The following is a 26,602-nucleotide window of genomic DNA, read 5'->3' as shown; positions in this document are numbered from 1 at the left end:
CTGACGTGGAAGCGTTCCGCCAAGTGCGCTACCTTCCATAGCCGGGTTTGATAAAGCTGCCAGATTTCCTGACGATCCAATAATGTTAAGCGAGTGCGTTTGTGTATGTTCATCTACAGTATTCTCCTGAATACTGTAAACAACGCTAGGAATTCTTACACATACATGTATCCAGATCGATTCAGAATCTACACTGTCAACAAAGTCGCTTGTTGTCAAATAGAACAGCCCAATAGAACCATGAACGAACCCCATTTCACCGTCCTCATCGCCCAACACATCTGGGACACCAAATACCGCTACTATGAGCACGGTATCGCGTTGGACGCCTGCATCGAAGATACCTGGCAGCGTGTCGCGAAGGCGCTAGCCGCGCCGGAAAAGGATCCGACTGATTGGCAAGCGCGTTTTTACAGCATTCTGCGCGATTTTAAATTTCTCCCCGGCGGGCGGATTCAGGCCGGAGCTGGCACTGCGCACCAGGTGACGTTGTTCAATTGTTTCGTGATGGGAACGATCGCCGATTCGATGGATGGCATTTTTGATGCGCTCAAGGAAGGCGCGTTGACGATGCAGCAGGGTGGCGGGGTTGGTTATGATTTCTCGACGTTGCGGCCACGTGGTGTGCCAGCCGCCGGTGTGGGGTCGGTGGCTTCCGGGCCGGTTTCGTTCATGCGCATCTGGGACAGCATGTGCGCGACTATCCTGTCGACCGGCGCGCGGCGCGGTGCGATGATGGGCACGTTACGCTGCGATCATCCGGATATCGAGGAATTCATCGCCGCCAAGCAGGATCGCAGTCAGTTACGGCATTTTAATGTTTCCGTGCTTGTCAGCGATGCGTTCATGACCGCCGTCAGCCGCGACGAAGATTGGCCGCTGGTTTTCCCTGCGAACGAAGGTGAAACCGGTGGCGAGCTGCTCATGCGCGCCTGGTCAGGTTATGACGATGCGATGCCGTGCAGGGTGTACAAACGCATCCGGGCGCGTACGTTATGGCAGAAAATCATGCAGGCCAACTACGACTACGCCGAACCGGGTGTGTTGTTCATCGACCGCATCAACCGGCTGAATAATCTGTATTACTGCGAAACGATTCAAGCCACCAATCCGTGCGGCGAAGTGCCGCTGCCGTCGTACGGTGCTTGCAATCTGGGTTCGATCAACCTCACGCAATTCGTGCGCGATCCTTTTACCCCGCAAGCGCGGCTCGATCTGGAAGGCATCTGCGCGACAGCCGCAACTGCTGTGCGGCTGCTGGATAATGTCATCGACATTTCGCATTTTCCCTTACCCAATCAGGCTGAACAGGCGCATCGCTCTCGGCGGATCGGTTTGGGGCTGACGGGCTTGGCCGATGCGCTGATCATGCTGCAAATCCGCTACGGCAGCATCGAAGCAGTGCAAATCGCGCAGCTTGCCATGCAGCATATCTGTCACGCGGCTTATCAGGCTTCAATAAAACTGGCGCGGGAGAAGGGTGCGTTTCCGTTGTTCGATAAAGAAAAATACCTGGCCGGTGCTTTTGTGCGGACGTTGCCGGAATCCATCCGTGAAGGCATCGCGCAATACGGCATCCGCAACAGTCATCTGATCGCCATCGCTCCGGCGGGTACCATCAGCTTGCTGGCTAACAATGTTTCGAGTGGGCTTGAACCGGTATTTGACAGTGACTACGCGCGCCGAGTACTGAAGCGCGATGGCTGTTATGCGGATTATGCGGTGACTGATTATGCCGCTGCTTTATGGCGCAAAGACCGCACGCGTGTTGATTTGCCACCGGCTTTCGTTACGGCACACGAACTGACACCGGCCGAGCATTTGCGCATGCAAGCGGCGATTCAGCCGTGTGTTGATCAAGCGATTTCCAAGACGATCAATGTTCCAGCGGATTACGACTTCGCGGCTTTTCTCGATCTTTATCGACAAGCTTACGATCTCGGCTTGAAGGGATGCACCACGTTCCGGCCCAACGCGGTGACCGGTGAAATTTTGCATAAACCAGATACGGAACATGCAGCCCCGCATTGCTGCGGTCTGGAGCGGGAACCGGACTAAGCGCCCGATAACACTAAAAATCTGGATCGTCCGAAAAAATACCTGTCCGCGCAATACCATCGTTCCCGATGCTGCCGCGGAACATGCCGCTGGTATTGAAACGCATCGCAAAGCGGCCTTGCGCATCCAGTACGATCAAACCGCCGTCGCCGCCGAGCGCGGCGACTTCCGCGAGCGTACGGTCGGCAGCTTCGGCGAGTGGAATTTGCTGCAACCGCACCTGTGCCGCCGTATTAAACGCCGCTGCGGTTTGGATGAACATTTCGCCGCTGCCGGTTGCGGATACCGCGACCGAGCGATTGTCCGCGTAAGTGCCTGCGCCGATGATGGGTGAATCGCCGACGCGCCCGTAGCGCTTGTTCGTGAGTCCGCCGGTCGAAGTACCCGCGGCCAGATTGCCATATCGGTCTAGTGCCACGGCGCCGACAGTGCCGTGCTTCTCATCGCCATCGGGCAACAGTGTGCCGGAATCCATGTCGTGATCGCGCACCACCTGTTCTTTCGCGATGGCTTTTTTCAGCTGATCCCAGCGGTGCTGCGTATAGAAATAAGAAGGATCGACGATTTCCATGCCATGTTCGGCAGCGAAAGTCTCGGCGCCTTGGCCGATCAGCATCACATGTTTGCTTTGCGTCATGACCGTATGCGCGGCGCGGATCGGGTTGCGGATCGTGGTGACCCCGGCAATCGCGCCCGCCATGCGCGTAGCGCCGTCCATGATCGACGCATCCAGTTCGTTACGGCCTTCGTGACTGAACACCGCGCCTTTACCGGCATTGAACAACGGCGAATCCTCCATGACCACAACCGCGGCAATCACCGCATCAACGCTGCTGCCGCCCGCTTTGAGCACGGCATGACCGGCGGTTAGCGACTCTGCCAGCACTTGCCGGTAAGCCTGTTCGCGTTCCGTAGTCAGGCGATTGCGGTTGATCGCGCCCGCGCCGCCGTGAATGATGAGGCGGATGGGTGAATGATCGTCGGGTGTGCTGGATATTTGTGTTGTCATGAGTGACAGAATCGGGGACGCTATCGCCCCTGCCGTTTAACGTGTGATTTACGGGGGATGATGGCCGTTGCTATCGAACCCGGGTGGATTCCTCGTTCGCCATTTCCAATACATCGTTTGCCGTGAGCTGCCTGCTCATGTCGCCATCCCAGGTGGCATTGAACGGCAGGGTGTTCTGCACGCGCGTGGCGCGATCCAGATAGGCTTGCAGCGTCAGTTGCGGCTGCGTGACCGGCGTGGCGGTGGCGCGCGGCGTGCGGATCGTTTCATCCAGCAGAGCTTGATTGATTTTGGCCTGACGCCGCCCATCGCGTTTACCTTTCGGTGTTGCGCGCACCGCAGTTAACGATTTCTTGAACAGGTTGGCGTGATTGCGTTTGTCGTCTTCCAAGATGGAATACGCTTGCAGATACAGCTTGTTATCGCGCCAGCCGAGCAAACGCGGTTGATTGACGATGCGAACCGGCGTGCCGACGGGGACATTCTGGTAGATGTACACAATATCTTCCGGGTACATGCGCAGGCAACCGTGGCTTCCGCGCAGGCCGATGCTGGGCGGCTTATCGGTACCGTGAATGGCGTAGCTCGGCCAATCCAGTTTCAACACATGCGTACCCATCGGATTATCCGGCCCGGGCGGTACCACGGCCGGTAACGGGTCGCCATTTTTGGCGTGTTCCCGGCGGATGGAAGGCGTAGGAATCCAGCTCGGATTTTCGACTTTCGAAGCGACGCGCGTCATTCCCTCGGGTGTTTTCCATTCTACCCGGCCGATGCCGACCGGATGCGTGATCACCCGCTGCGATTTACCGGGCTTGGTTTTGGGGTAATAAAATAACCGCATCGCGGCGAGATTGATGACAATGCCTTGGCGCGGCGCATCCGGCAGCACGAATTGCGTGGGGATGATGATTTTCGTGCCCGCTTTCGGCAGCCACGGATCGACGCCGGGATTGGCGCTGACAATTTCTTCGTAACCCAGATTGAAACGCCGCGCGATGTCGGACAACGTGTCGTCTTTACCGGCGGTAATGACTTGCAAAGTGCCGACGACATCGTCGCGCGCGGCATCGAAACTGAATTCGTGACTAGCAACCGGAATGGGCAATGGCTTGATTGTTGGAGCCGGTGAAGCCGCTTGTTGCGTCGGTAGCGACTGGCAACCGCTCAGCAGCAAAAGACCGGCGCAAAAGCCGAAGACGAGGCTGACGCGGAGTAACGATATTGATTTTTTATTCATAGGAATCAACAGGATCATAAAGATTCGATGTGATCGATGACAGTCAATTTACAAGATTTCTCACGATGGCACAACCATTAATCATGTCAAATCAGAGTATTTCTACTGCAATTTAAAGTATCGAATGAAAGTCTGGGAATACGCTGATCGCTGCCAGAACTGTAAATTCATGCAGTAATTTTGAATTGTCATCCGCACATTTTTTGCCCGGCAAAATCGATTGCCAGTATGATTGCCGAATTAAAAAACAGTGGGGAGGGCGGATCAGCGCAACGTCATCCACCATCGGTTTGAAATTTTGACCAATCAACATTTATAAAAAATGACCACTATCGGTTTTATCGGTCTCGGCATCATGGGCAAGCCCATGGCGGGGCATTTGATCAAAGGCGGGCACCGCCTGTTTTTACACTCGCGCAGCGGCGTACCGACTGAGTTGGTCGAACTGGGCGGCAGTGCGTTATCGTCGCCCAATAAGGTCGCGCAGCATGCGGATATCGTCATCACGATGCTGCCGGATACGCCGGATGTGGAGAAGGTGTTGTTTGGCGAAGATGGCGTGACCGAGGGGTTGCAAGCCGATCCTGACCGGAAGCGGATCGTCGTTGACATGAGTTCGATTTCGCCGCTGGCGACGCGCGAATTTGCCGTGCGGCTGAATGCGCTCGGGCATGATTACGCCGATGCGCCGGTTTCCGGCGGCGATGTGGGGGCGCGGAATGCTACGCTGACGATCATGGCGGGTGCGAGTGCGGCGGTGTTTGAAACCATCAAACCAGTACTGGAATTGATGGGGAAAACGGTGACGCATATCGGCGATGTCGGTGCCGGGCAGGTGTGCAAAGTCGCCAACCAGATCGTGGTGTCCTCGGCAATCGAAGCGGTGGGCGAAGCGTTGTTGTTCGCGTCCAAAGCCGGGGTCGATCCGGCCAAGGTGCGGCAAGCGTTGCTGGGCGGTTTTGCCGCATCGAAAGCATTGGAAGTGCATGGGCAGCGTATGATCGAACGGCGTTTCGAGCCGGGATTTCGCATCGAACTGCATCACAAGGATTTGAACATCGCGTTGCAAAGCGCTGCGGAATTGGGCGTGAGCCTGCCGACAACGGCGGCGGTGCGCGAATTGTTTTCCGCTTGTCTCGCGCACGGCGGCGCAACATGGGATAATTCCGCCATCGTTAAGATGCTGGAAAAACTGGCCAACCACGAAATTAAAAAACACTCAGAATAATCGCATGTCTGCTCAACAACTTGTCAACCAACTACGGTCTTTTTTGCCGCCCGACGCGGTGTTGCATGAAGCCGAGGATTTGAAACCGTACGAATGTGACGGTTTGTCCGCTTACCGGCAATTGCCGATGATCGTTGTCTTGCCGCAAACGGAAGAACAAATCATCAAGGTCTTGCAACTTTGCTACGCGACTCAAACACCCGTGGTGGCGCGCGGCGCGGGCACCGGCTTATCGGGCGGCGCATTGCCGCATGCGCAAGGTGTTTTGTTGTCACTGGCGAAACTGAAGCAGATTATCGCCATTGATCCGCTGGCGCGCACAGCGCGCGTGCAGCCCGGCGTGCGCAATCTGGCGATCAGCGAAGCGGTGGCGGCGTATGGTTTGTACTATGCACCCGATCCTTCGTCGCAAATCGCTTGTTCAATCGGTGGCAACGTCGCGGAGAATTCCGGCGGCGTGCACTGCCTGAAATACGGCCTGACCGTGCACAATATTCTCAAATTGCGGGTACTGACGATCGACGGCGAGTGCCTGGAAATCGGCGGCGACAGTCTGGATAGCGCGGGCTATGATTTGCTGGCCTTGATGACCGGTTCCGAAGGCATGCTGGGTATCGTCACGGAGATCACCGTCAAGCTGATTCCCAAACCGGAAAAAGCACAATTGGTGATGGCGGCGTTCGATGATGTGCAGAAAGCGGGCAGTGCGGTGGCGAATGTCATCGGCGCGGGCATTATTCCTGCCGGTATGGAAATGATGGATAAGATCACGATCCATGCGGTGGAGGAATTTCTGCACGCCGGTTATGATTTGAATGCCGAGGCGATTTTATTATGCGAATCGGACGGCAGCACCGAGGAAGTGGCGGATGAGATCCGGCGAATTTATACCATCATGCAGCAAAGCGGCGCGACCAACATCAGTACGTCGAATAATGAAGCCGAGCGGCTCAAATTCTGGGCCGGGCGTAAAGCGGCGTTTCCTGCGGCGGGCCGGGTTTCGCCGGATTATTACTGCATGGACGGCACCATTCCGCGTAAGCGTCTGGCCGATGTGCTGCGCGGCATTGAAGAACTTTCACAAGAATATGGATTGCGCTGCATGAACGTTTTTCATGCCGGGGACGGCAATTTGCATCCGCTGATTTTGTACGATGCGAACAAGCCGGGTGAGTTGGAAAGAACCGAGGAATTCGGCGGCAAGATACTGGAAATGTGCATTCATGCCGGTGGCACGATTACCGGAGAGCATGGCGTGGGGATGGAGAAAATCAATCAGATGTGTTCACAATTCGGAGCCGGAGAACTGGCCATGTTCCATGCCGTGAAAGCGGCGTTCGATCCGGTGGGTTTGCTCAATCCGGGCAAGGCTGTGCCTGAATTACACCGTTGCGCGGAAATGGGCGCGATGCATGTGCATCGTGGTGAGCAAAAATTTGCAGAATTGCCGCGTTTTTGAATGCCATGCAGACCACGGTTGATCAATACCAGACAGTTATTCTCGCCGCGGCTGAATCTAAAACCCCGCTGCGAATACGCGGTGGCGGCACCAAGGATTTTTACGGTAATCCGGCAGCAGAACAAAACAGCATGTTGCTGGATATGAACGATTACAACGGCATCGTGGATTACGAGCCGACCGAACTGGTTATTACCGCACGCGCCGGAACGCGGCTGGCCGATCTGGAAGCCGAGCTTGACCGGCATGGCCAGATGCTGGCATTTGAACCACCGCATTTCGGTGCGACGGCTACCTTAGGCGGATGCGTTGCTGCGGGGCTATCTGGTCCGCGCCGTGCTGCGGCTGGTAGTGTGCGTGATTTTGTGTTGGGTGTGCGCATGCTTGATGGGAAAGGTGAGGATTTGCATTTTGGCGGACAGGTGATGAAAAATGTCGCCGGTTACGATGTTTCCCGGTTGATGGCGGGATCGATGGGCACGCTGGGCGTATTGCTCGAAGTTTCGCTGAAAGTCTTACCCAAACCCGCTGTTGAAGCGACGCTGTGCATGGCTATGGATGAAGCGGCTGCGATTGACAAAATGAACCAATGGGCGGGTAAACCGTTGCCGGTTTCCGCAACTTGTTTTACCGATGGTCAGTTATTTGTCAGACTTTCCGGCGCTGAACCGGCAGTACGCGCGGCCCAAGTGAAATTGGGTGGAGAAACGCTGGCAGATGATAAGATTTTTTGGCGATCGGTGCGTGAACATACGCACGGCTTTTTCCAGCCGGACAAACCGCTGTGGCGTTTATCGATCAAATCAACAACACCGCCTTTATTGTTGACAGGGAAAAAGTTGTTGGAATGGAATGGCGGCTTGCGCTGGCTGAGCACTGATGGCGGAGAAGACGCTGAAGCTATTCGTGCCGCCGCGAAAGAAGCGGGCGGTCATGCCACGTTGTTTCGCCATAATAAATCAGGTATTTCCGTATTCCATCCTTTACCTTCCGGCATGATGAAAATCCATCGCGCGCTGAAAGAGAAATTTGATCCATCAGGGATTTTCAATCCCGGGCGACTCTATTCCGAGATTTAAATGCAAACCAAGCTTGCTGATTTTATAAAAAATTCTCCACAAGGCCAGGAAGCCGATGCCATTTTGCGCAGTTGCGTGCATTGCGGTTTCTGCTTGGCAACCTGTCCGACGTATCAGATTCTGGGCGATGAGCTGGATAGTCCGCGCGGGCGTATTTATCTGATGAAACAGATGCTTGAAGGACAGCCGGTTACACAGAAAACCCAATTGCATCTGGACCGGTGTTTGACGTGCCGCGCGTGCGAGACGACGTGCCCGTCCGGTGTGCGCTATGGCGCTTTGATCGATATCGGCCGCGCTATGGTTGAACAACAAGTGAAACGCGACACGCAATCGGAAGTGTTGCGTTTTACGTTGCGTAAAGTGTTGCCCAATGCTTGGGTATTTAATACTTTGTTCAAGGCAGGTCAGCTTGTGCGGCCGTTTTTGCCGCAGAGTTTAAAAAGAAAAATTCCACCTAAACTCAGTTCCGCCAAAGCCTGGCCTGAGTCGCGTCATGCACGGAAAATGCTGGTGTTGGAGGGGTGTGTGCAACCGTCATTGGCGCCTAACATTAATGCCGCCACCGCGCGTGTACTGGATCATCTGGGCATTTCGTTAATGAAAGCTGAGAATGCCGGGTGCTGCGGCGCCGTGGCTTTCCATCTGAATGCGCAGCAGGACGGACTCGATTACATGCGCCGTAATATCGATGCCTGGTGGCCATGGGTGGAGCAGGGTGAAGTCGATGCAATTGTGGTCACTGCCAGCGGCTGCGGCGTGACCGTGAAAGAATACGGACATTTTTTGCAGCATGATCCGGTTTATGCCGGGAAAGCCGCTAAGGTTTCGGCGCTTGCCAAGGACATTGGTGAAATCGTTCATGCGGAATTGGATAAGATTGAGCAATTGCTCGCTCAGCAGCGTGTTGATGCTGGAAAGACTAAATTGTCGTTTCATTCTCCCTGTACGTTGCAGCACGGCATGCAGATTCGCGGCGTGGTCGAGAAAATTCTGCACAGCGCCGGTTTTGATTTGACGGCTGTGCCCAATGCGCATCTGTGCTGCGGCTCGGCGGGTACTTATTCAATCCTGCAACCGGAGCTGTCGCAGCAGCTGCTGAAAAATAAAGTGACAGCACTGGAATCGGGTAAACCCGATCAGATAGCCACTGCGAATATCGGTTGTTTGATGCATTTGCAGACCGGCACCACATTATCAGTCAAGCACTGGATTGAGCTTCTGGATGAGCGATTATCCGACAGCAGACCGGCGAAAAGTTTTCATTTCGATTAATATTCTAAATTTTTTGTTATACAATCCTTTGGCTAAGTTGTTCGGGCGAAATTTCTGGGCATACATAAATGAGTAACAGGCATATAGATAATCAATTGGAGAAAATATGAAGGTAGTTTCTAAAAGTAGTTGGGTAGCAAAATTTGGTGGTGCAGTATTGGCATCTTTTATAGCGCTACCGTCGTATGCGCAGTTAATGCTCGCTCACGAAGGTCATCACGATGCTGGCGGTTGTACGATCAAAACCGGTGAATTTCCGGTGACATTCAGCGCGTACGAAGTACCGGAAGGCGGCATACCACCGATGCATTCATTCTGCGAGAATCTGCCAAATACCGGCAAGGTGAATTTGACCATTGAATTACCACATGAAGCACGCGAAATTCCTTTGGCAGTTCGCTTGGTTAAGGATGGGCATGAAGGCCATGGTGCCAAGCCAGCTGCACCGGCGGAGCAAAAAGCAGCGGATGCCGGCGATCATGCAGGACACGAAGGAATGAATCATGACGAGCACGCAGGACATGCTGCTGCAGAACATGGTCTTGTTTATATGCCTGCTCAAAAGCATAGCTCCGGAATTATTGTGGTAGCTGCCAATATTCAGGAAGTAGGTCAGTACGCAGTACAACTGGAAAGAAAAGATGACGCAGGCAATGTCAAAACAATCGTTAAAATTCCATTAGGCGTTGGTAAAGGTGGCGGTCATGGCAGTCATGGCGGCGGTCTTGGCGTGATGGAAATTGCTGTATTAGTCCTAGTTGCTGGCGGCGGCGCTGCATTCTATTTTGTGCGTCGCAAAAAGGCATCTGAAGCTTCAGCGTAAACTGAGGTCAGGCTTTTTATTGGTGGAAGCCGGATTACGCTATTGCGCTGCTTAGGTTGTGGTTGAATCAAGCAGTGCAATTTGATTTTTTGAATCAAAATCAGCGGATAAGATTAATACCAATTATTCCTACGTTACCATGTCAGCTAAAATCCCTTGACAGTGGTGAGGTGACTAAGTAGTCTAGGGGAGGCTACCTGCCTGTGTTTTGGGAAGCTGTGCGGGCAGAGGGAACCGGATGGATTGAGGAAGTAAAAGCTCTGGGTGCTGGATGTATGAGGGGTATCCATAGCGGTAGAGAACAAGAAGAAGAGCAAAGTAAAGAAGAGGCAAGGAAGAAACTTATGGAAAACCAAAGGAGAGAGAGATGAAAGGCAAGCTATGGCCGAGGATAGTAGCGGTACTGTTAGGAGGGTTGCTGATAGGAGCGGCTCAAGCTGACATACCGAGCGTACCGAACGAACTGTATGAAGCGTTGAAACTGGACCGTGCGAAAGTAACGCCGAAGGAACTGCACGAAGCGCTCGTGAAGCGCTACAAAGATCCTGCGCAAGGAGCGGGACGCGGCACACTGGCGCAATACTGGGAACCGATTCCGTACGGAATTTACCTGGATCCGGCGACATTTTACAAATCACCAACCACGAACAAAGAAGTAGCAAGCCGCAAAGAATGCGTGGAATGCCACACCGACGAATCACCGGTATGGGTACAAGCATGGAAGAGAAGCAGCCATGCGAACCTGGACAAAGTGCGCAACCTGAAACCGGGCGAGCCTACTTTTTACAAGAAAGCCAAACTGGAAGAGGTCGAAAAGAACCTACGTTCGATGGGCAGACTGGCTGAAGGCGAGAACCTGAAAGAAGTTGGCTGTATAGACTGTCACGTAGACATTGGCGCGAAGAAAAAAGCCGACCACACCAAAGACATCAGAATGCCGACAGCCGACGTATGCGGCACCTGTCACTTGGCAGAATTTGCGGAACGTGAATCAGAACGCGACACGATGATCTGGCCGCACGACCAATGGCCGGATGGACGTCCATCGCACGCACTGGACTACAAAGCCAACGTAGAAACCACCGTATGGGCAGCGATGCCACAACGCGAAGTAGCCGAAGGCTGCTCGATGTGCCACACCAACCAAAACAAATGTGACTCATGCCACACTCGTCACGAATTCTCAGCAGCGGAATCCCGCAGACCGGAAGCTTGCGCAACCTGTCACAGCGGTGTAGACCACAACAACTGGGAAGCGTACTCGATGTCCAAGCACGGCAAGATGGTATCGATGCTGGGCAACCAATGGAACTGGGAAGCACCGCTGAAAGACGCCTATGCAGTAGGTGGACAAAACGCACCAACCTGCGCCGGCTGCCACATGGAATATGAAGGCGAATATAGCCACAACATGGTCAGGAAAATCCGCTGGGCGAACTACCCGTTTGTTCCTGGAATTGCGGAAAACATCAAAAGCGAATGGTCGGAAAAACGTCTGGACTCATGGGTAGTCACTTGTACCCAATGCCACTCGGAACGTTTTGCCCGCTCCTACCTCGACCTGATGGACAAAGGTACTTTGGAAGGACTGGCTAAATACCAAGAAGCTAATGCAATCGTACATCAACTGTACAAAGAAGGCCTGCTGACTGGTCAAAAAACCAACCGTCCTGCACCACCTGCACCGGAAAAAGAAGGCTACGCCTACTTTGCCCAACTGTTCTGGTCGAAAGGCAACAGCCCTGCAGCCATCGAACTGAAAGTGCTGGAAATGCATGAAAACGACCTGGCCAAGATGCACGTAGGCCTGGCGCACGTTAACCCGGGCGGCTGGACCTACACCGAAGGCTGGGGTCCGATCAACCGCGCTTATGTTGAAATTCAAGACGAAAACACCCGCATCCGTGAAATGGTTGCACTGCAAGAACGTGTTAAAAATCTTGAAAGCAAGAAAACCAGTCTACTCGACTTAGACGGCACAGCAGAGAAAATCTCTCTGGGCGGTTTAGGCGGTGGCATGCTGCTAGCCGGAACACTGGCACTGGCAGGCTGGCGCAAACGTAAACAAAGCGAAGCTTGATAAGCGCTAAAGCGGAAGATCGCACTGCCAAGGCAGTGCGATCGTCAGACAAGCTACTCCCGTCATTAGGAATCATCCTAGTGACGGGAGGTTTGCTTTTATTGGGCTGGTTTGCTTACTTATGGTTTAAACCGGTACCGGCCCCCTATCAATATCAACTCGTTGCGGAAGGCGACAGCCAAAAGTTCAGCAAAATGGACCTGTCGGGCTGGCCGGAACTAAAGCTAAGCCAATATAAAGTACAAGCGGACGGCGTAGCCAAACCCATCGCCGAATTCATCGTCGCAAGACAAAAAGATGAAGCACCGGTACTGATTTACTGGAAGAACAGCACCAACGAAATACTCTACAACTTTGACCGCAAACCATCGGAACTCAGCACCCTGGCTGCGGCGATAGCCAAGCACGCCCCGAAAGACGCCCTGATACTCTCATGGTGGGACACATCGCGGCAAATCAAGCTGCTCACCGGCAACGACACACTCTTTACCAGCCACCTGAACGAACCGCTGATGATACCGGTCCCCTGGCTAGAACAAAGCGAAGCAATCCAAGCCTATGAAAAACAATTCTGGGGAAGCAAAGCCAGTCAAAAAGAACGGGAACAATTCAAACGTTTCAGCGAAGCCCTGACCGCACCGGCGGAAGAAGGCGTGAAGCAACTGCGGGAACTGGTAGGCTCAGACCGGGAAACTTATGTCATCGTACACGTCACCGACCTGTACAAGGTAGGACTCATGTACCCCGACAGAATCGGCGTAGCGTTCCAGAACTTCCCGATGACCGGCAACATGCACGGCATGATCAACCAGATGAAAGTGCAACTGAAGGAAAACGACTTTGACACCTACACCTTGCAATCGGTCGCGGACGAAGAAATCAGAGTATTCTTCCTGAGTGACGAAAAGAGCAGCCAAACCCTACTGGCGAGGATGTTACCGTTTGTAGACAAAAAAGCCCCGACGGAACTGGACGTAGCGCAACTGATCTATCAACAAGGCGGCTACTGGGTATACCGGCTACCGTAAACGGAAACACCAGCGAAATAGCCATTTACACAAAGCGGCGATAGCGTACAATACGAGCCATCAAAAACTTGAATTAAAAGAGCATAAAGGAGGAAGGATGAAACACCCAATAACCTATATACTGGCTGTTCTGGCAACAGTCGCATTTTTTTCAGGCACGGCGATAGCGGACACCTTTGAAGGACGCGCGAAATGCAGCTCCTGCCACAAATCGCAAGCCAAATCCTGGAAAGACACCGCGCACGCCAAAGCGATGGAATCGCTAAAACCAGGCACACGCAAAGAAGCCAAAGTTAAAGCCAAACTGGATCCGGAAAAAGACTATACCCAAGACAAAGACTGTGTAGGCTGCCACGTAGACGGATTTGGCAAGAAAGGCGGCTACACCATAGAAACAGCCAAGAAACCCCTGGCGGCAGTAGGCTGCGAATCGTGCCACGGACCTGGCAAGAACTATCGAGGCGATCACCGCAAAGCCGGGCAAGCGTTTGAAAGCAAAGGCACCACCACACAACGCAAAGTGGTTGCCGACAAAGGCCAAGACTTCCACTTTGAAGAAGCCTGCGCAGCATGCCATTTGAACTACGAAGGTTCACCTTGGAAAGGCGCAAAAGCCCCTTACACCCCATTCACCCCGGCAGTAGACCCTAAATACACCTTTAACTTTGACAAGATGGTCAAAGACGTCAAAGCGATGCACGAACATTACAAACTGGACGGCACCTTCGTAGGCGAACCTAAATTCAAGTACCATGACGAATTCCAAGCCAGTGCAAAGGAAAAGACAGGGGACAAAAAAGATAAAGGAAAAGAGTAATGACAGGCATACAAAAAGGAGCGATAGGCACACTGCTGACAGGCGGCTTGCTGGGCATCGTACTGGTAGCGGTTGTATTTGGCGGGGAAGCAGCACTCTCGACCGAAGAATTCTGCACCAGCTGTCACTCGATGACCTATACGCAAACGGAACTAAGACAATCGACGCACTATGGCGCGTTGGGTGTTAATCCTAGTTGTAAAGATTGTCATATACCGCAAGGGTTCAAGAACTTCCACTTAGCGGTGTATAGCCACGCAGTAGATGGCGCGAGAGAATTGTACTTAGAACTGATGAATGATTACTCGACGCTGGAGAAGTTTAACGAACGCCGGTTGATCATGGCGCACGATGCGCGGATGAACCTGAAGAAATGGGACAGTATCACCTGCCGTGACTGCCATAAGAACCCGAATCCACCGGGAGCGGACGCGCAGGAAGCGCACAAGAAGATGAAGACGGAAGGTGCGACATGTATAGACTGCCATCAGAACCTGGTGCATGAAGAAGTACCGAAGACCGACTTGAATGCGAGCTTGAAAGCTGGCAAGCTGGTTTTGGTGAAGGAAGAAGATGACGGTGGTAGTGGAGAAGACGAAGACGAGGAAGAAGACGAGGGTGAAGGATCTGCTGGCGGTTCATCAGACAGCACAGAAGCCCAGAGTGAGGATGAAGATGAGGATGAAGAGTAATTATCGTCACACTTCGTTGAAGTAATAATAAACTATGTAAGGCATATCAAGGCGTTTGCAGATATATATTGGTAAGTACAAGCAAATGCCGCATATTTATGGAAATTCAGTAGCCCGCCTATGGCGGGCTTTTTGTTACAGTAAGGTTTTTTAAAAAGATGTTGAATCATTTTCCAAAACCAAATATTGATTATCCGCATCGAATTAGAGATTATTTTATTGCGGGTTTTACTTTCTTTTGTGTTGGAGTCAGTCTGGTGATTGACGGAAGCGCAAGTAAAGAAATGCAGAATTTGCTGGGTGTGATCGCCTGGATTTTTCTGTTTGGGCTGCTGATCGGTGAAAATAGAGAAGTAAGAATGCAGGTTGTCGTTGCAGTGGCGTTTGCAACTGCCGGAGAACACTTCGCATCGATTTATATGGAAGGCTATACCTATCGGTTTGGAAATGTGCCGTTTTATGTCCCACCTGGTCATGGCATGGTTTATCTGACAGCGGTTGCCCTTTCGCGCTCAAGATTTTTCCTGGTTAATGCCAGGAAGTTAGCGGTATTTGTAATCGCAATCGGTGGTCTATGGTCGTTGTGGGGAATCAGTGGTATTCCTGAACAAGGAGATCAGGTTGGTGCGTTTTTGTTTTGTATTTTTGTTATCTGTCTTTTCAAAGGGCGATCGCCGATGGTATATCTGGGTGCATTTTTCATTTGCACTTGGCTAGAAGTCGTGGGGACAGCAGCCGGTACATGGAAGTGGGCGTCCATAGAGCCGGTTTTTAATTGGACACAAGGGAATCCGCCGAGTGGTGTCGCTGCCTGGTATTGTCTTGTTGATGCGGTAGCAATCGGATTTTCGCCAAAAATTCTAAACGGATTGCAAAAAATGAATAGCTGGTATAAAACGTCATTTATAAAGTAGCCTGTTATCACAAAAAAACATGAATGAATTGAATGGTAGCAATTAAGACTGGATATTCAATAAATCATCTGATTACTTGGAAGGAATTTCTGTGACTGTTGTGCGTTTGCCAGATGGATCTGAGCGTAATTTTGATCAACCCGTAACGATATTAGACGTGGCTACGTCCATAGGGCCAGGCCTCGCTCGAGCGGCTATTGCTGGAAAAATTAATGGAAGGCTCGTCGATGTTTATAGTCAGATTAAAGATGATAGTGAACTCGCTATTATTACGGAGAAAGATGCTGAAGGATTGGAGATTATCAGGCACTCGTGTGCGCATTTACTCGCGCATGCGGTAAAAGAATTATTTCCAGACGCGCAGGTTACTATTGGCCCCGTGATTTCAGATGGTTTTTATTATGATTTTTCTTATAAACGGCCATTTACACCGGAAGATCTGCAAGCAATCGAGAAACGCATGTTGGAAATCAGTAAGCGCGATTTAAAGATAGAACGAAAAGTTTTAGAACGTACGGATGCGATCAATTTTTTCAAGGGTCAGGGGGAGCACTACAAAGCGCAAATCATTGAGTCGATACCAGGCAATGAGGATTTATCACTCTATTCTCAGGGCAATTTTACCGATTTGTGCCGAGGACCGCATGTTCCGGCTACATCGAAAATAAAAGTTTTTAAGCTGATGAAAGTCGCAGGTGCGTATTGGCGTGGTGATTCCAATAATGAAATGCTGCAGCGCATTTATGGAACTGCGTGGACCAATAAGGATGATCAGAAAGATTATTTGCATCGCTTGGAAGAAGCGGAAAAAAGAGATCATCGCAAAATTGGCAAACAGCTGGATTTGTTTCATACGCAAGATGAAGCGCCTGGCATGGTATTTTGGCATCCTAAAGGCTGGATGTTGTGGCAGCAGATTGAACAATATATGCGAAATATACTGAAGCAAAATGGCTATCAGGAAATTCGCACGCCACAAATTTTGGATAAGGATTTATGGGTTCGTTCAGGACATTGGGAAAACTTTCGCGAGAATATGTTTACCACTCATGCGGACGAACGTGATTTTGCTATCAAACCGATGAATTGCCCCGGTCATGTGCAAATATTTAATCAAGGCTTGCGGAGCTATCGAGAGCTTCCGATACGATTGGCGGAATTCGGTTCTTGTCATCGCAATGAAGCATCAGGAGCGTTGCACGGTATCATGAGAGTACGTTCGTTTACTCAAGACGATGCGCATATTTTTTGTACGGAAGATCAGATACAAGATGAAGTGGTGAGGTTTATCGATCTGCTAAAGGGTGTTTATGCTGATTTTGGCTTTAAAGGATTGATGGTTAAACTTTCGACCCGGCCGCAAAAGCGTGTCGGATCGGAAGCGCAATGGGATAAATCGGAAGCAGCACTGAAAGCGGCATTAACTGAAGCTAAGCTTGAATGGGAATTGCAGCCTGGCGAAGGTGCGTTTTATGGCCCGAAAATTGAGTTCTCGTTAAAAGATTGTATTGGACGGGTTTGGCAATGCGGTACACTGCAACTGGATTTTTCCATGCCGGATCGTCTAGGGGCAGAATACGTCGCAGAAGATAATTCAAGGCAGATACCTGTGATGTTGCATAGGGCCATTTTGGGATCCATGGAAAGATTTATCGGCATATTATTGGAGAATTACGCGGGTGCACTACCTTTGTGGCTTTCACCCGAACAAGTTGTCGTGCTCAATATTTCTCGTGCACAAACCGATTATGCCCAGGAAGTAGCTGCACAATTGGAGCGGCATGGCATTAGAGTCACCTTGGACTTGAGAAATGAGAAGATAACCTATAAAATCCGCGAGCATAGCTTGCAGAAGCTTCCCTATCAAATTATAGTCGGGGACGAAGAGGTACGCACGAATACAGTGGCAGTGCGCAATCGCGCAGGCGATAATTTGGGTCAGATGACGCTAGAAACATTGCTTGTGCATCTAAATGAAGAACTGTCTGCAAAAGTATAAATTTCTTTATAAATTACTCTTGGAGAATTTACCATAGCTCAGGAAAAATCAGTGCGCATCAACCAAGAAATTGATGTGCAAGAAGTTCGTTTGATTGGTGTGAATGCGGAGCAAATCGGTATTGTGACACTTGCTGAAGCAAATGCCTTGGCGGAAGAAGCGGGGGTTGATCTGGTTGAAATAGCGCCAACTGCGCAGCCGCCAGTGTGCCGCTTGATGGATTATGGTAAGTTTCGTTATCAAGAAAGTAAAAAGAAGCACGATGCGAAAATCAAGCAAAAGCAAGTGCAAATTAAAGAAATTAAGTTCAGACCGAATACGGATGAAGGGGATTACAATATAAAACTTAGGAACTTAATTAGCTTCTTGCATGAAGGAGATAAAGTTAAAGTGACATTGCGATTCCGCGGACGTGAAATGGCGCATCAGGAATTCGGTATGCGTTTGCTGGAACGTGTAAAAGGTGATCTGGAAGCATTTGCAATAGTGGAGCAATTTCCTAAGATGGAAGGGCGGCAAATGGTAATGGTATTGTCTCCTAAAAAGAAAGATACCAAAACCGATAAAGCAAAAGTATCAACGGAAGATTCGTCCGAAGTATCGTAGAGCAGTTGAGTGTAAAAATAAGTGATCTCCAGGTTGGTAAAGTTTCTCAATCGTGAGAACACCTGGTTTCATATCAAAGAGGAGTATTTATGCCTAAAATGAAAACTAAAAGTGGAGCGGCAAAACGCTTCAAGTTTAGAGCGAGCGGGAGTGTCAAACGCTCGCAAGCTTTTAAACGCCACATCTTGACTAAGAAAACCACCAAAAATAAGCGTCAACTGCGAGGTGTTGCTGCTGTGCATGCCACGAATGAAGCTTCGGTTCGCGCTATGATGCCGTACGCATAAAGGGAGAAGATCATGCCAAGAGTTAAACGTGGTGTAACCGCTCATGCGCGGCATAAGAAAATATTAGATTTAGCCAAAGGTTATCGCGGACGTCGTAAGAATGTTTATCGTATAGCCAAACAAGCGGTTATGAAGGCCGGCCAGTATGCTTACCGGGACCGCCGTCAACGTAAAAGACAGTTTCGTGCATTATGGATTGCGCGGATCAATGCAGCTGCTCGTGAATGCGGTTTGTCATACAGCGTATTTATGAATGGTCTTAAGAAAGCAAGTATTGCAGTTGATCGAAAAGTCCTGGCCGATTTGGCCGTATTCGATAAAAGCGCTTTTGAGAAAATTGCAGCACAAGCAAAAGCGAGTCTTACTACATAATTGGATGTAAACCAATAGATATTGGGAGGTCGGGTAAAACCTGAGCCTCCCTTTTTCTTGTGAATCTTGTGAAGTGGAACGATAGGGTAGTTGTTATTTAATCTTAATGCTCTTGTTGACATGAAAAACTTGGAAGAAATTATCACTGAAGCAATAAGCCAGATGGATAACATCGAAGACCCTGCCGAGCTGGAAAATGTTAAAGCGCGATATCTCGGTAAAAGCGGTGTGCTGACTGAGTTGCTCAAAGGATTGGGTAAGTTGCCTGCTGAAGAACGTCCCGCAATGGGAAGTCAGATCAATGAAGCAAAGAACCGGCTGGAAGCGACGCTTAAATTCCGCCGTCATGCAATTCAAGAGAAAGAGCTGGAAGCTAGATTAACCGAGGAAGCTCTGGATATTACCTTGCCAGGTAGAGGATGCGGAGTCAGCGGTTTACATCCGGTGACAAAAACGCTGCAGAGGATTGAAACATTATTCCACTCGATCGGATTTGATGTGGTTTCGGGGCCGGAAATAGAAACCGATTTCTATAACTTCACGGCGCTGAATATCCCTGAAAATCATCCCGCACGGGCAATGCACGACACATTCTACATCGATAATGGCAATTTGCTGCGCACGCATACGTCGCCAGTACAGATTCATTATATGCAGAATAACAAACCGCCAATTAAGGTGATCGCGCCAGGGCGTGTTTACCGGTGTGATTCCGATGTGACGCACACACCCATGTTTCACCAGGTGGAAGGTTTATGGATTGATGAAAATGCCAATTTTTCCGCTTTGAAAGGCGTTTTGGCAAATTTCATGGCGCAATTCTTTGAACGGGATGATTTACCCGTGCGCTTCCGTCCGTCCTTTTTTCCCTTTACCGAGCCTTCAGCGGAAATGGACATAGGTTGTGTGATGTGTAATGGAAAGGGGTGCCGTGTTTGTAGTCATACCGGCTGGCTGGAAGTGCTGGGATGCGGCATGGTTCATCCCAATGTATTAAAACATGTGGCAATTGATAGCGAGCAATATATCGGATTCGCCTTTGGTATGGGAGTCGAGCGATTGACAATGCTCAGATACGGTGTAAATGATTTGCGGTTGTTTTTTGAAAATGATTTGCGCTTTCTCAAACAATTCAATTGAATCTGATTGATTTACTCATCATCGTTAATAACAACTTAATCTTATGAAATTTTCCGAGAACTGGCTACGCAGTTTTGTTAATCCGCCGCTTTCCAGTACCGAGCTTGCACATGCACTGACCATGGCCGGCATCGAGGTGGAAAGTATTGAACCGGTAGGGGCCACCTTTGATAAGGTTATTGTGGCCGAGGTGCTGGCTGTCGAAAAACACCCGGAAGCTGATCGGCTCAAAGTCTGTAAAGTCAAAACTGGAAAAGCCGAGGAAGATGTATTGCAAATTGTGTGTGGTGCACCCAATGTAAGCGCCGGTGTAAAAGTCCCTTGCGCAATGATTGGCGCAACTTTGCCGGGTTTCACCATCAAAAAATCAAGGCTGCGCGGAATCGAATCAGCCGGCATGTTATGTTCGGCTAAGGAATTAGGCATCAGTGATGCTACGGATGGTTTGTTATTGCTTCCTGGTGACGCACCTGTGGGTATGGATTTTCGCGGTTATTATGAGCTTGACGACCATGTTTTCACGTTAAAGCTGACACCAAACAGGGCGGATTGTCTGGGTGTATTGGGCGTGGCGCGTGAGGTTGCGGCAATAACATCGGCCGAATTCTCCTTGCTGGAGAGAAAACCTAGTGCGGAAGAAATAAACGATACACTGGCTGTACAGGTCATGGCTTCCGGCGCGTGTCCGCTTTACTGCGGCCGCATTATGCGGGATATCAATCTCAATGCGCTAACGCCATTATGGCTGACTCAGCGTCTGGAACGCAGCGGGCTGCGGTCGATAAATCCCATCGTCGATATTACCAATTATGTATTGCTGGAAACCGGGCAGCCTATGCATGCCTTTGATCTTGCCAAAATTAAGGGGAACATCCAAGTCCGATATGCAGGTCGGGATGAGAAAATGCAATTACTGAATGGTAATCAAATTGACCTTGATTCTGGAATGTTACTAATTGCCGACGAACAAAGACCGCTGGCACTGGCTGGCATCATGGGCGGATTGGATAGCGGAGTAACCCAGGGCACGACGGATATTTTTCTGGAAAGCGCGTTTTTTAGCCCGGATACGATTAGCGGTAAATCTTTTCAATTGGGATTCAGCTCGGATTCGGCTTATCGGTTTGAGCGCGGAGTGGATTTTGCAGCCACGAGAGATGTGCTGGAATATGCGACTCATCTGATACAAACGATTTGTGGCGGTAGGGCGGGGCCGGTGACTGAGATCAAGCATGAACTGCCGCAGCGATCGCTTGTTCATGTACGTGTTGAACGAGTCAAACGAGTATTGGGTATTGATATCGGAAAACAGCAAGTCATTGATTATTTTAACCGCTTACGGTTTGAATTTTTAGTGAATGAAGATGCCTTTAATGTGACACCACCAAGTTATCGTTTCGATTTAGCGATTGAAGAGGACTTTATAGAGGAACTGGCGCGGATTTATGGTTATGACCAGATTCCGGTGCATTTCCCGTATGGTGGAATGGCGATGCTTCCGGCATCCGAAACAAAATATTCCACAATAGACATAAAACGGTCGTTAATAGCACGCGATTATCAGGAAGTTATTAATTATGCTTTTGTCGATGCCGATTGGGAACTTGACTTGGTCAATAACAGTAAACCAATCGCATTACAAAACCCAATTGCGAGTCAAATGAGCGTCATGCGGAGTAGCTTGATAGGCGGCTTGATTTCCAATTTGCAATTTAATTTGAACCGAAAGCAAGCTAGAGTACGTTTATTCGAGATTGGCTGCTGTTTTATCAGGGATGATGAAAGCGACTGTAAACAAGTGGAAAAGCTTGCCGGATTAAGCTATGGCGATATAGTGCCGGAACAGTGGGGAATAACGGCGAGAGGTGTCGATTTTTATGATGTCAAAGCAGATATAGAAGCTTTGTGCCAAGGTAAAGCTCTCTATTTTAGGAAATTTGCTCATCCGGCATTGCATCCGGGGAAATCCGCGCAAATCTTGGCTGATGATCAACCGATTGGATGGTTAGGCGAATTGCATCCGCGTTGGCAAAAGAAATATGGATTACAAAGAAACACTATACTATTTGAGATGGAATCAGGCAGTTTGATGTCTAAGTCGTTACCAGCGGTTAAAGAAATTTCTAAATTTCCACCTGTACGGCGCGATATTGCAATTATGGTCGATAATGACGTTACTGTGCATTCCCTGCTCGATGCGATAAATACGGGAAAATCAGCGATAGTGTCGGACTTTTCTTTGTTCGATATTTATCGCGGCAAGGGGATGGACGACAGCAAAAAAAGTCTTGCATTCCGGGTGTTGTTACAAGATACTGAGAAAACATTGACCGATGAAGAGGCTGACTCTGCGGTGGCAAGCATAGTAGAAATATTGAAGAATAAATTCTCAGCCACATTGCGCAATTGATGCATTTCTATTTCCTATGTGTCGATATTTTATTTGGTATTGATTGTTTATGGATCGATTCCGTAAAAACTGATTGTATGAGATAAGTTATTAATCTCTTTTTATTTAAAGTAAAAGTGTTACTGCTTAATAATTCTAATATAGATGAATTTATAGCTATAAAATTAATAACTAACTGGAGTGAAGTATGGCATTAACAAAGGCTGAATTAGCAGATTTATTGTTTGAAAATGTAGGGCTTAATAAACGTGAAGCCAAGGATATGGTCGAGTCTTTTTATGAAGAAGTACGTACCGCTTTACAAAATGGTGAGGGAGTAAAACTTTCAGGATTCGGTAATTTTCAATTACGGGCAAAACCTCAGCGTCCGGGAAGGAATCCAAAAACAGGGGAAGAAATTCCGATTACTGCCCGTCGTGTCGTCACATTTCATGCAAGCCAGAAGTTAAAAGCTTTGGTTGAGAAAAATTATCATGGAAAACAAAAAAGTAAGTAATACACCGCTGCCGATCCCTGCCAAACGATATTTTACTATCGGGGAGGTTGGTGTTCTTTGTGGTGTCAAACCGCACGTATTGCGCTATTGGGAACAGGAATTTGCGCAATTAAAGCCCGTAAAACGCCGTGGCAATCGCCGCTATTATCAGCATCAAGAAGTATTGCTCATACGGCGCATTAAAGAGCTACTGTATGATCAAGGATTCACAATCAGTGGTGCGCGTAACCGTTTGGAACACACTGAAGGCGAATTGATTTCACTGGAGGATATTACTGCCAGTTCGCAGCCTCCAATGACGGATTTAAGTTATATCCGGCGTGAAATTCAGAGTATTGTGTCGCAATTGCGTGCATGAGTGATAGTAAGTGATGTTTTCTCAGTAAGAGTTTCTGAAGTTCACGTGTATTGTTTGCTATAATTACCCGCTCGGGGCGTAGCGCAGCCTGGTAGCGTACTTGCATGGGGTGCAAGTGGTCGGAGGTTCAAATCCTCTCGCCCCGACCACTTGATTGGGCTTCCACTTAAATATGATAGATGCTGAGTTTGCTGTGCACGAATGTTCGTTTGATTATCCAGTGATTTTCATAACTTCATAAAAATGCGCATATTACTCAGTAACGATGATGGATATTTTGCTCCCGGTCTTGCTTGCCTTGCTGAATCACTCTCACAAATTGCAGAAATCATAGTCGTTGCACCCGAGAGAGATCGAAGCGGTTCCAGTAATTCTCTGACACTGGATCGTCCATTAAGTCTGCGTAAATCCCATAGCGGTTTCTATTATGTCAATGGCACACCGACTGACTGTGTCCATTTGGCAGTCACCGGCATGCTCGACATTATGCCGGACATGATTGTTTCCGGAATCAACAAGGGCGCTAACATGGGTGACGATACGATTTATTCAGGTACTGTTGCTGCGGCTACAGAAGGTTTTTTGCTGGGGATTCCTTCATTGGCTGTATCTCTGGTCGATGCGTCCAGAGGGAATTATTTGGCCGCCGCACGTGTTGCGGTAGATATGGTGGAACGTTTCAAAAAAAATGAAATTCAGAGTTCCGTTTTGTTGAATATTAATGTGCCGGATATCGAATATCAGCAACTGCAAGGAATCGAAGTGACTCGCTTGGGGCGACGGCACAAAGCGGAACCCGTTATTAAATCGCAAAATCCCCGTGGTGAAACCGTATATTGGGTGGGCGCGGCAGGTCCGGCGCAAGACGCTGGGAAAGGTACGGATTTTTATGCTGTTCAGCATCATCGGGTTTCGGTAACGCCGTTACAGATAGATCTCACCCGTTATGATCAGTTGGATCTGATAACAAGCTGGCTTAATAATTAAATGCTTGTTATGTCGAGAGAGTTGAAATTTTATAGGTACTGATTGGTGAATGTTCGTCATTCTGGAATAGGTATGACCTCGCAGCGTACACGCATGCGCATGATTGAACGTTTGCGTGCACAAGGAATCGCGGATGAGGTGGTTTTATCCGTGATGGGTAACATTCCTCGTCATATTTTTGTTGAAGAAGCCTTGGCAAGCCGAGCTTATGAAGATGTTGCCTTACCTATAAATTACGGACAAACGATATCCAGTCCTTGGATTGTGGCGCGCATGAGCGAGCTCTTACGCGCTAATTCAAGTTTAGGCAAGGTGCTGGAAATTGGCACCGGCTGTGGTTATCAGACTGCCGTGCTGGCACATATCGCGCAAAAGGTTTTTTCGATAGAACGGATTGGACCGCTGCTGACACGCACTCGTATCCGGCTGCAAGAATTGCAGATCCGGAATATCTATTTAAAACATGCGGATGGTTTGCTTGGGCTTGCCGAAGCAGGGCCTTTTGATGGTATTATCATGACGGCAGTGACGACGCACGTGCCACTTTCGTTATTGGAACAACTGGAAGTCGGCGGCAGGATGGTTTTCCCGAAGGGGACCCAAAAGCAGCATTTATGCATTATTGAACGGAATGCGCAAGGTTTTGCCGAGACGGTATTGGAAGAAGTGAATTTTGTACCTTTACTGGCAGGAGTCATAAAAAAATAGCGGCGCGAGGTATAAATGGCAAATCATGCAACGATCAAACTGATCAACACTACTGATATCTGCAAGTATATGGTTACGATATTTTCTTTACCGAAGCGGTCAAAGTTACCCACTAGCAATTTTTATTTGTTGTGCGGCGCCAGTCTTCTGTTGATTGGATGTAGTACGACACAGCCTCCCGTCCAGGTAGTCGATCGCGCAAAAAGCGATGTGGTACAACCTGTGAAGCCAGTCGAATCGAACAATGCGGATAATCAAGTCTATACGGTGCAGAAAGGGGATACGTTATACGGAATAGCGCTTAATCATGGCGTGGATTTCAAGAAATTGACGGAATGGAATAATATTACCGATCCAAATTCGATCAAACCGGGGCAAAAAATTTATTTGTCGATACCGGCAAAAAGCTCGCAACCGGCATTATTCGCCTTGCCGCAGCAACCGGAAACGGTAACGCTTGAACCGGCGCAGAATCCAGTTGACCGGGTTATTCCTATTCCTCCCGAAAGCAGTCCAGCAGTCAGTAGCGGCAAGGTAAAAAACAGTCCCAAAGCGTTAAAACTTCCTTTCTCAGAGCAGAATGTGGCGCGATTACAATATCCGGCCAATAGCCCTTCGCCCGCAATACTGCCTGCATCCGCGGTAGCAGAAAAAAATACCAAAATTGAAGTCGCTCCTCAGCCTGAATCATCAATATCCGATAAAGCGGTCAGTTTGGTTGCCGATTGGATCTGGCCGACAACAGGAAAATTATTGTCATCTTTTTCCAAGAATTCCAAAGGAGTAAAAATATCCGGCCAAGCAGGGCAACCGGTTCTTGCTTCTGCGGCGGGCGAAGTGGTTTATAGCGGTCATGGCCTGCGCGGCTATGGAAACCTGATCATCATCAAGCACGACAATACATTTCTGAGCGCTTATGCGCACAACAGTAAGCTGTTGGTCAAAGAAGGTGAGGCCGTGGTGAAAGGGCAGAAAATCGCGGAAATGGGTAATACCGATACAGATACGATCCAGCTGCATTTTGAAATCCGTAAGCATGGAAAACCGGTTGATCCGTTGCAATATTTACCAAATCAATCGTAATAGCCGGTAGTAAACCAGTTCGATAGAATAAAAAAGCGCATAACTCTAGAAGGTTATGCGCTTTTTCATTTCCGCTGTTTTTTTATTCAGCAACAGAATGCCGCAGGTGTTTCAACGCCTCGGCAGTATGTTTGGTCGCTTCCTCCGCATGATCTTGTTTCGCATGCGCAATCGCTTCTTCTAAATGCTTGATCGATTCGGTTATGTGTTGGTGTGCCTCAGCAGACTCTTTTTCGGCGGCTTTTGCATGGGTGAGGCTTTCTTGCGCATGATCCAGCAATGCTTTGCTATGTCCGGCTTTGCCGTGAATCTGCGCATCCTCCGCGTGTTTTATCGCTTCCGTTGTATGTTGGCGTGCATCCGCTGCAATGGCTTGTGAACTGAAGTAAAACAAAGCGCCGATTACAGTGATCGCTAAAGTTTGCTTGAGTTTCATACTACTACCCTCCGTGCT

General features: G+C 49.4%; 25 protein-coding genes and 1 tRNA gene. 23 read left to right on the top strand and 3 right to left on the bottom strand.

Annotated features, from left to right (window positions below; translation table 11 throughout):
• Positions 1 to 240 precede the first annotated feature (240 nt).
• On the top strand, positions 241 to 2,058 hold the full coding sequence (locus DU481_RS09755) for an adenosylcobalamin-dependent ribonucleoside-diphosphate reductase (protein WP_350134095.1): 1,818 nt from the start codon (positions 241 to 243) through the stop codon (positions 2,056 to 2,058).
• Between the two features lie 13 nt (positions 2,059 to 2,071).
• Here the strand turns inward: DU481_RS09755 and DU481_RS09750 are convergent, their stop codons facing one another.
• Both DU481_RS09750 and DU481_RS09745 read right to left on the bottom strand, forming a co-directional pair.
• Positions 2,072 to 3,067 (bottom strand): isoaspartyl peptidase/L-asparaginase family protein, encoded by a 996-nt coding sequence (locus tag DU481_RS09750; RefSeq protein ID WP_350134093.1) that lies wholly within the window; start codon positions 3,065 to 3,067, stop codon positions 2,072 to 2,074.
• A gap of 70 nt (positions 3,068 to 3,137) precedes the next feature.
• Positions 3,138 to 4,307: a L,D-transpeptidase family protein gene (locus tag DU481_RS09745; RefSeq protein ID WP_350134091.1), complete on the bottom strand. Its 1,170-nt coding sequence runs from the start codon at positions 4,305 to 4,307 to the stop codon at positions 3,138 to 3,140.
• 322 nt (positions 4,308 to 4,629) lie between these two features.
• Between DU481_RS09745 and DU481_RS09740 the strand changes: the two genes are divergently transcribed.
• The 22 genes from DU481_RS09740 (at position 4,630) to DU481_RS09635 (ending at position 26,148) form a co-directional block, all read left to right on the top strand.
• Positions 4,630 to 5,535: a 2-hydroxy-3-oxopropionate reductase gene (locus DU481_RS09740; RefSeq protein WP_350134089.1), complete on the top strand. Its 906-nt coding sequence runs from the start codon at positions 4,630 to 4,632 to the stop codon at positions 5,533 to 5,535.
• Positions 5,536 to 5,539: 4 nt separating this feature from the next.
• Positions 5,540 to 6,994 carry an FAD-linked oxidase C-terminal domain-containing protein gene (locus tag DU481_RS09735; protein WP_350134088.1) on the top strand — a complete coding sequence of 485 codons (1,455 nt, stop codon included), beginning with the start codon at positions 5,540 to 5,542 and terminating at the stop codon, positions 6,992 to 6,994.
• A 5-nt stretch (positions 6,995 to 6,999) separates the two neighbouring features.
• Positions 7,000 to 8,073 carry a glycolate oxidase subunit GlcE gene (glcE, locus tag DU481_RS09730; RefSeq protein ID WP_350134086.1) on the top strand — a complete coding sequence of 358 codons (1,074 nt, stop codon included), beginning with the start codon at positions 7,000 to 7,002 and terminating at the stop codon, positions 8,071 to 8,073.
• Complete coding sequence (glcF, locus tag DU481_RS09725) at positions 8,074 to 9,348, top strand: glycolate oxidase subunit GlcF (RefSeq protein WP_350134084.1); 1,275 nt, start codon at positions 8,074 to 8,076, stop codon at positions 9,346 to 9,348. It begins immediately after the preceding gene.
• A 106-nt stretch (positions 9,349 to 9,454) separates the two neighbouring features.
• A complete protein-coding gene (locus tag DU481_RS09720; protein WP_350134083.1) occupies positions 9,455 to 10,171 on the top strand; it encodes a hypothetical protein in 717 nt (238 codons plus the stop codon).
• A 367-nt stretch (positions 10,172 to 10,538) separates the two neighbouring features.
• Complete coding sequence (locus tag DU481_RS09715; protein ID WP_121165764.1) at positions 10,539 to 12,251, top strand: multiheme c-type cytochrome; 1,713 nt, start codon at positions 10,539 to 10,541, stop codon at positions 12,249 to 12,251.
• Positions 12,252 to 12,286: 35 nt separating this feature from the next.
• Positions 12,287 to 13,279 (top strand): hydroxylamine oxidation protein HaoB, encoded by a 993-nt coding sequence (gene haoB, locus DU481_RS09710; RefSeq protein ID WP_350134099.1) that lies wholly within the window; start codon positions 12,287 to 12,289, stop codon positions 13,277 to 13,279.
• 97 nt (positions 13,280 to 13,376) lie between these two features.
• Positions 13,377 to 14,096 carry a cytochrome c-550 CycA gene (gene cycA, locus DU481_RS09705; protein ID WP_350134081.1) on the top strand — a complete coding sequence of 240 codons (720 nt, stop codon included), beginning with the start codon at positions 13,377 to 13,379 and terminating at the stop codon, positions 14,094 to 14,096.
• Positions 14,096 to 14,788, top strand: a complete 693-nt coding sequence (locus tag DU481_RS09700; protein WP_350134079.1) for a NapC/NirT family cytochrome c — start codon at positions 14,096 to 14,098, stop codon at positions 14,786 to 14,788. Before cycA ends, DU481_RS09700 begins: the two co-directional genes overlap by 1 nt.
• Before the next feature lie 158 nt (positions 14,789 to 14,946).
• Positions 14,947 to 15,702: a hypothetical protein gene (locus DU481_RS09695; protein WP_350134078.1), complete on the top strand. Its 756-nt coding sequence runs from the start codon at positions 14,947 to 14,949 to the stop codon at positions 15,700 to 15,702.
• Positions 15,703 to 15,793: 91 nt separating this feature from the next.
• Positions 15,794 to 17,701, top strand: coding sequence for a threonine--tRNA ligase (gene thrS, locus DU481_RS09690; RefSeq protein ID WP_350134076.1), 1,908 nt, complete (start codon positions 15,794 to 15,796; stop codon positions 17,699 to 17,701).
• 51 nt (positions 17,702 to 17,752) lie between these two features.
• Positions 17,753 to 18,307: a translation initiation factor IF-3 gene (infC, locus tag DU481_RS09685; RefSeq protein WP_502889939.1), complete on the top strand. Its 555-nt coding sequence runs from the start codon at positions 17,753 to 17,755 to the stop codon at positions 18,305 to 18,307.
• Between the two features lie 89 nt (positions 18,308 to 18,396).
• Positions 18,397 to 18,594 (top strand): 50S ribosomal protein L35, encoded by a 198-nt coding sequence (gene rpmI, locus DU481_RS09680; RefSeq protein ID WP_350134074.1) that lies wholly within the window; start codon positions 18,397 to 18,399, stop codon positions 18,592 to 18,594.
• Between the two features lie 12 nt (positions 18,595 to 18,606).
• Positions 18,607 to 18,966, top strand: coding sequence for a 50S ribosomal protein L20 (gene rplT / locus DU481_RS09675; protein ID WP_090321990.1), 360 nt, complete (start codon positions 18,607 to 18,609; stop codon positions 18,964 to 18,966).
• A 120-nt stretch (positions 18,967 to 19,086) separates the two neighbouring features.
• A complete protein-coding gene (pheS, locus tag DU481_RS09670; RefSeq protein ID WP_350134072.1) occupies positions 19,087 to 20,106 on the top strand; it encodes a phenylalanine--tRNA ligase subunit alpha in 1,020 nt (339 codons plus the stop codon).
• 43 nt (positions 20,107 to 20,149) lie between these two features.
• A complete protein-coding gene (gene pheT, locus DU481_RS09665; RefSeq protein ID WP_350134070.1) occupies positions 20,150 to 22,516 on the top strand; it encodes a phenylalanine--tRNA ligase subunit beta in 2,367 nt (788 codons plus the stop codon).
• Between the two features lie 187 nt (positions 22,517 to 22,703).
• The gene (locus DU481_RS09660; RefSeq protein ID WP_090321981.1) at positions 22,704 to 23,012 is read left to right on the top strand and encodes an integration host factor subunit alpha; all 309 of its coding nucleotides are present in this window, start codon (positions 22,704 to 22,706) and stop codon (positions 23,010 to 23,012) included.
• A complete protein-coding gene (locus tag DU481_RS09655; protein WP_350117098.1) occupies positions 22,990 to 23,370 on the top strand; it encodes a MerR family transcriptional regulator in 381 nt (126 codons plus the stop codon). The genes DU481_RS09660 and DU481_RS09655 overlap by 23 nt, the downstream gene beginning before the upstream one ends.
• A gap of 72 nt (positions 23,371 to 23,442) precedes the next feature.
• A tRNA-Pro gene (locus DU481_RS09650) sits at positions 23,443 to 23,519 on the top strand.
• 94 nt (positions 23,520 to 23,613) lie between these two features.
• The gene (gene surE, locus DU481_RS09645) at positions 23,614 to 24,357 is read left to right on the top strand and encodes a 5'/3'-nucleotidase SurE (RefSeq protein WP_350134068.1); all 744 of its coding nucleotides are present in this window, start codon (positions 23,614 to 23,616) and stop codon (positions 24,355 to 24,357) included.
• Positions 24,358 to 24,402: 45 nt separating this feature from the next.
• Entirely contained in the window at positions 24,403 to 25,065 is a 663-nt protein-coding gene (locus DU481_RS09640) for a protein-L-isoaspartate(D-aspartate) O-methyltransferase (protein ID WP_350134066.1), read from the top strand.
• A gap of 15 nt (positions 25,066 to 25,080) precedes the next feature.
• On the top strand, positions 25,081 to 26,148 hold the full coding sequence (locus tag DU481_RS09635; RefSeq protein ID WP_350134065.1) for a peptidoglycan DD-metalloendopeptidase family protein: 1,068 nt from the start codon (positions 25,081 to 25,083) through the stop codon (positions 26,146 to 26,148).
• Positions 26,149 to 26,230: 82 nt separating this feature from the next.
• Here DU481_RS09635 and smbP read toward each other — a convergent pair whose 3' ends face one another.
• The gene (smbP, locus tag DU481_RS09630) at positions 26,231 to 26,584 is read right to left on the bottom strand and encodes a small metal-binding protein SmbP (RefSeq protein ID WP_107803930.1); all 354 of its coding nucleotides are present in this window, start codon (positions 26,582 to 26,584) and stop codon (positions 26,231 to 26,233) included.
• Positions 26,585 to 26,602 lie beyond the last annotated feature (18 nt).

The sequence above is a fragment of the Nitrosomonas sp. genome, from assembly GCF_040240425.1.
Classification (GTDB): Bacteria; Pseudomonadota; Gammaproteobacteria; order Burkholderiales; family Nitrosomonadaceae; genus Nitrosomonas.
This window is presented reverse-complemented; position numbering and strand designations above follow the sequence as displayed.

Bases quoted from the DNA above. Each gene is read 5' to 3' on its own strand.
- surE (WP_350134068.1), top strand. From the start codon at position 23,614: ATGCGCATATTACTCAGTAACGATGATGGATATTTTGCTCCCGGTCTT.
- DU481_RS09740 (WP_350134089.1), top strand. From the start codon at position 4,630: ATGACCACTATCGGTTTTATCGGTCTCGGCATCATGGGCAAGCCCATG.
- DU481_RS09755 (WP_350134095.1), top strand. From the start codon at position 241: ATGAACGAACCCCATTTCACCGTCCTCATCGCCCAACACATCTGGGAC.
- DU481_RS09720 (WP_350134083.1), top strand. From the start codon at position 9,455: ATGAAGGTAGTTTCTAAAAGTAGTTGGGTAGCAAAATTTGGTGGTGCA.
- glcE (WP_350134086.1), top strand. From the start codon at position 7,000: ATGCAGACCACGGTTGATCAATACCAGACAGTTATTCTCGCCGCGGCT.
- DU481_RS09635 (WP_350134065.1), top strand. From the start codon at position 25,081: ATGGCAAATCATGCAACGATCAAACTGATCAACACTACTGATATCTGC.
- DU481_RS09745 (WP_350134091.1), bottom strand. From the start codon at position 4,307: ATGAATAAAAAATCAATATCGTTACTCCGCGTCAGCCTCGTCTTCGGC.
- rpmI (WP_350134074.1), top strand. From the start codon at position 18,397: ATGCCTAAAATGAAAACTAAAAGTGGAGCGGCAAAACGCTTCAAGTTT.
- pheS (WP_350134072.1), top strand. From the start codon at position 19,087: ATGAAAAACTTGGAAGAAATTATCACTGAAGCAATAAGCCAGATGGAT.
- smbP (WP_107803930.1), bottom strand. From the start codon at position 26,584: ATGAAACTCAAGCAAACTTTAGCGATCACTGTAATCGGCGCTTTGTTT.
- DU481_RS09735 (WP_350134088.1), top strand. From the start codon at position 5,540: ATGTCTGCTCAACAACTTGTCAACCAACTACGGTCTTTTTTGCCGCCC.
- pheT (WP_350134070.1), top strand. From the start codon at position 20,150: ATGAAATTTTCCGAGAACTGGCTACGCAGTTTTGTTAATCCGCCGCTT.
- DU481_RS09695 (WP_350134078.1), top strand. From the start codon at position 14,947: ATGTTGAATCATTTTCCAAAACCAAATATTGATTATCCGCATCGAATT.
- DU481_RS09700 (WP_350134079.1), top strand. From the start codon at position 14,096: ATGACAGGCATACAAAAAGGAGCGATAGGCACACTGCTGACAGGCGGC.
- rplT (WP_090321990.1), top strand. From the start codon at position 18,607: ATGCCAAGAGTTAAACGTGGTGTAACCGCTCATGCGCGGCATAAGAAA.
- glcF (WP_350134084.1), top strand. From the start codon at position 8,074: ATGCAAACCAAGCTTGCTGATTTTATAAAAAATTCTCCACAAGGCCAG.
- DU481_RS09750 (WP_350134093.1), bottom strand. From the start codon at position 3,067: ATGACAACACAAATATCCAGCACACCCGACGATCATTCACCCATCCGC.
- cycA (WP_350134081.1), top strand. From the start codon at position 13,377: ATGAAACACCCAATAACCTATATACTGGCTGTTCTGGCAACAGTCGCA.
- DU481_RS09660 (WP_090321981.1), top strand. From the start codon at position 22,704: ATGGCATTAACAAAGGCTGAATTAGCAGATTTATTGTTTGAAAATGTA.
- DU481_RS09715 (WP_121165764.1), top strand. From the start codon at position 10,539: ATGAAAGGCAAGCTATGGCCGAGGATAGTAGCGGTACTGTTAGGAGGG.
- DU481_RS09655 (WP_350117098.1), top strand. From the start codon at position 22,990: ATGGAAAACAAAAAAGTAAGTAATACACCGCTGCCGATCCCTGCCAAA.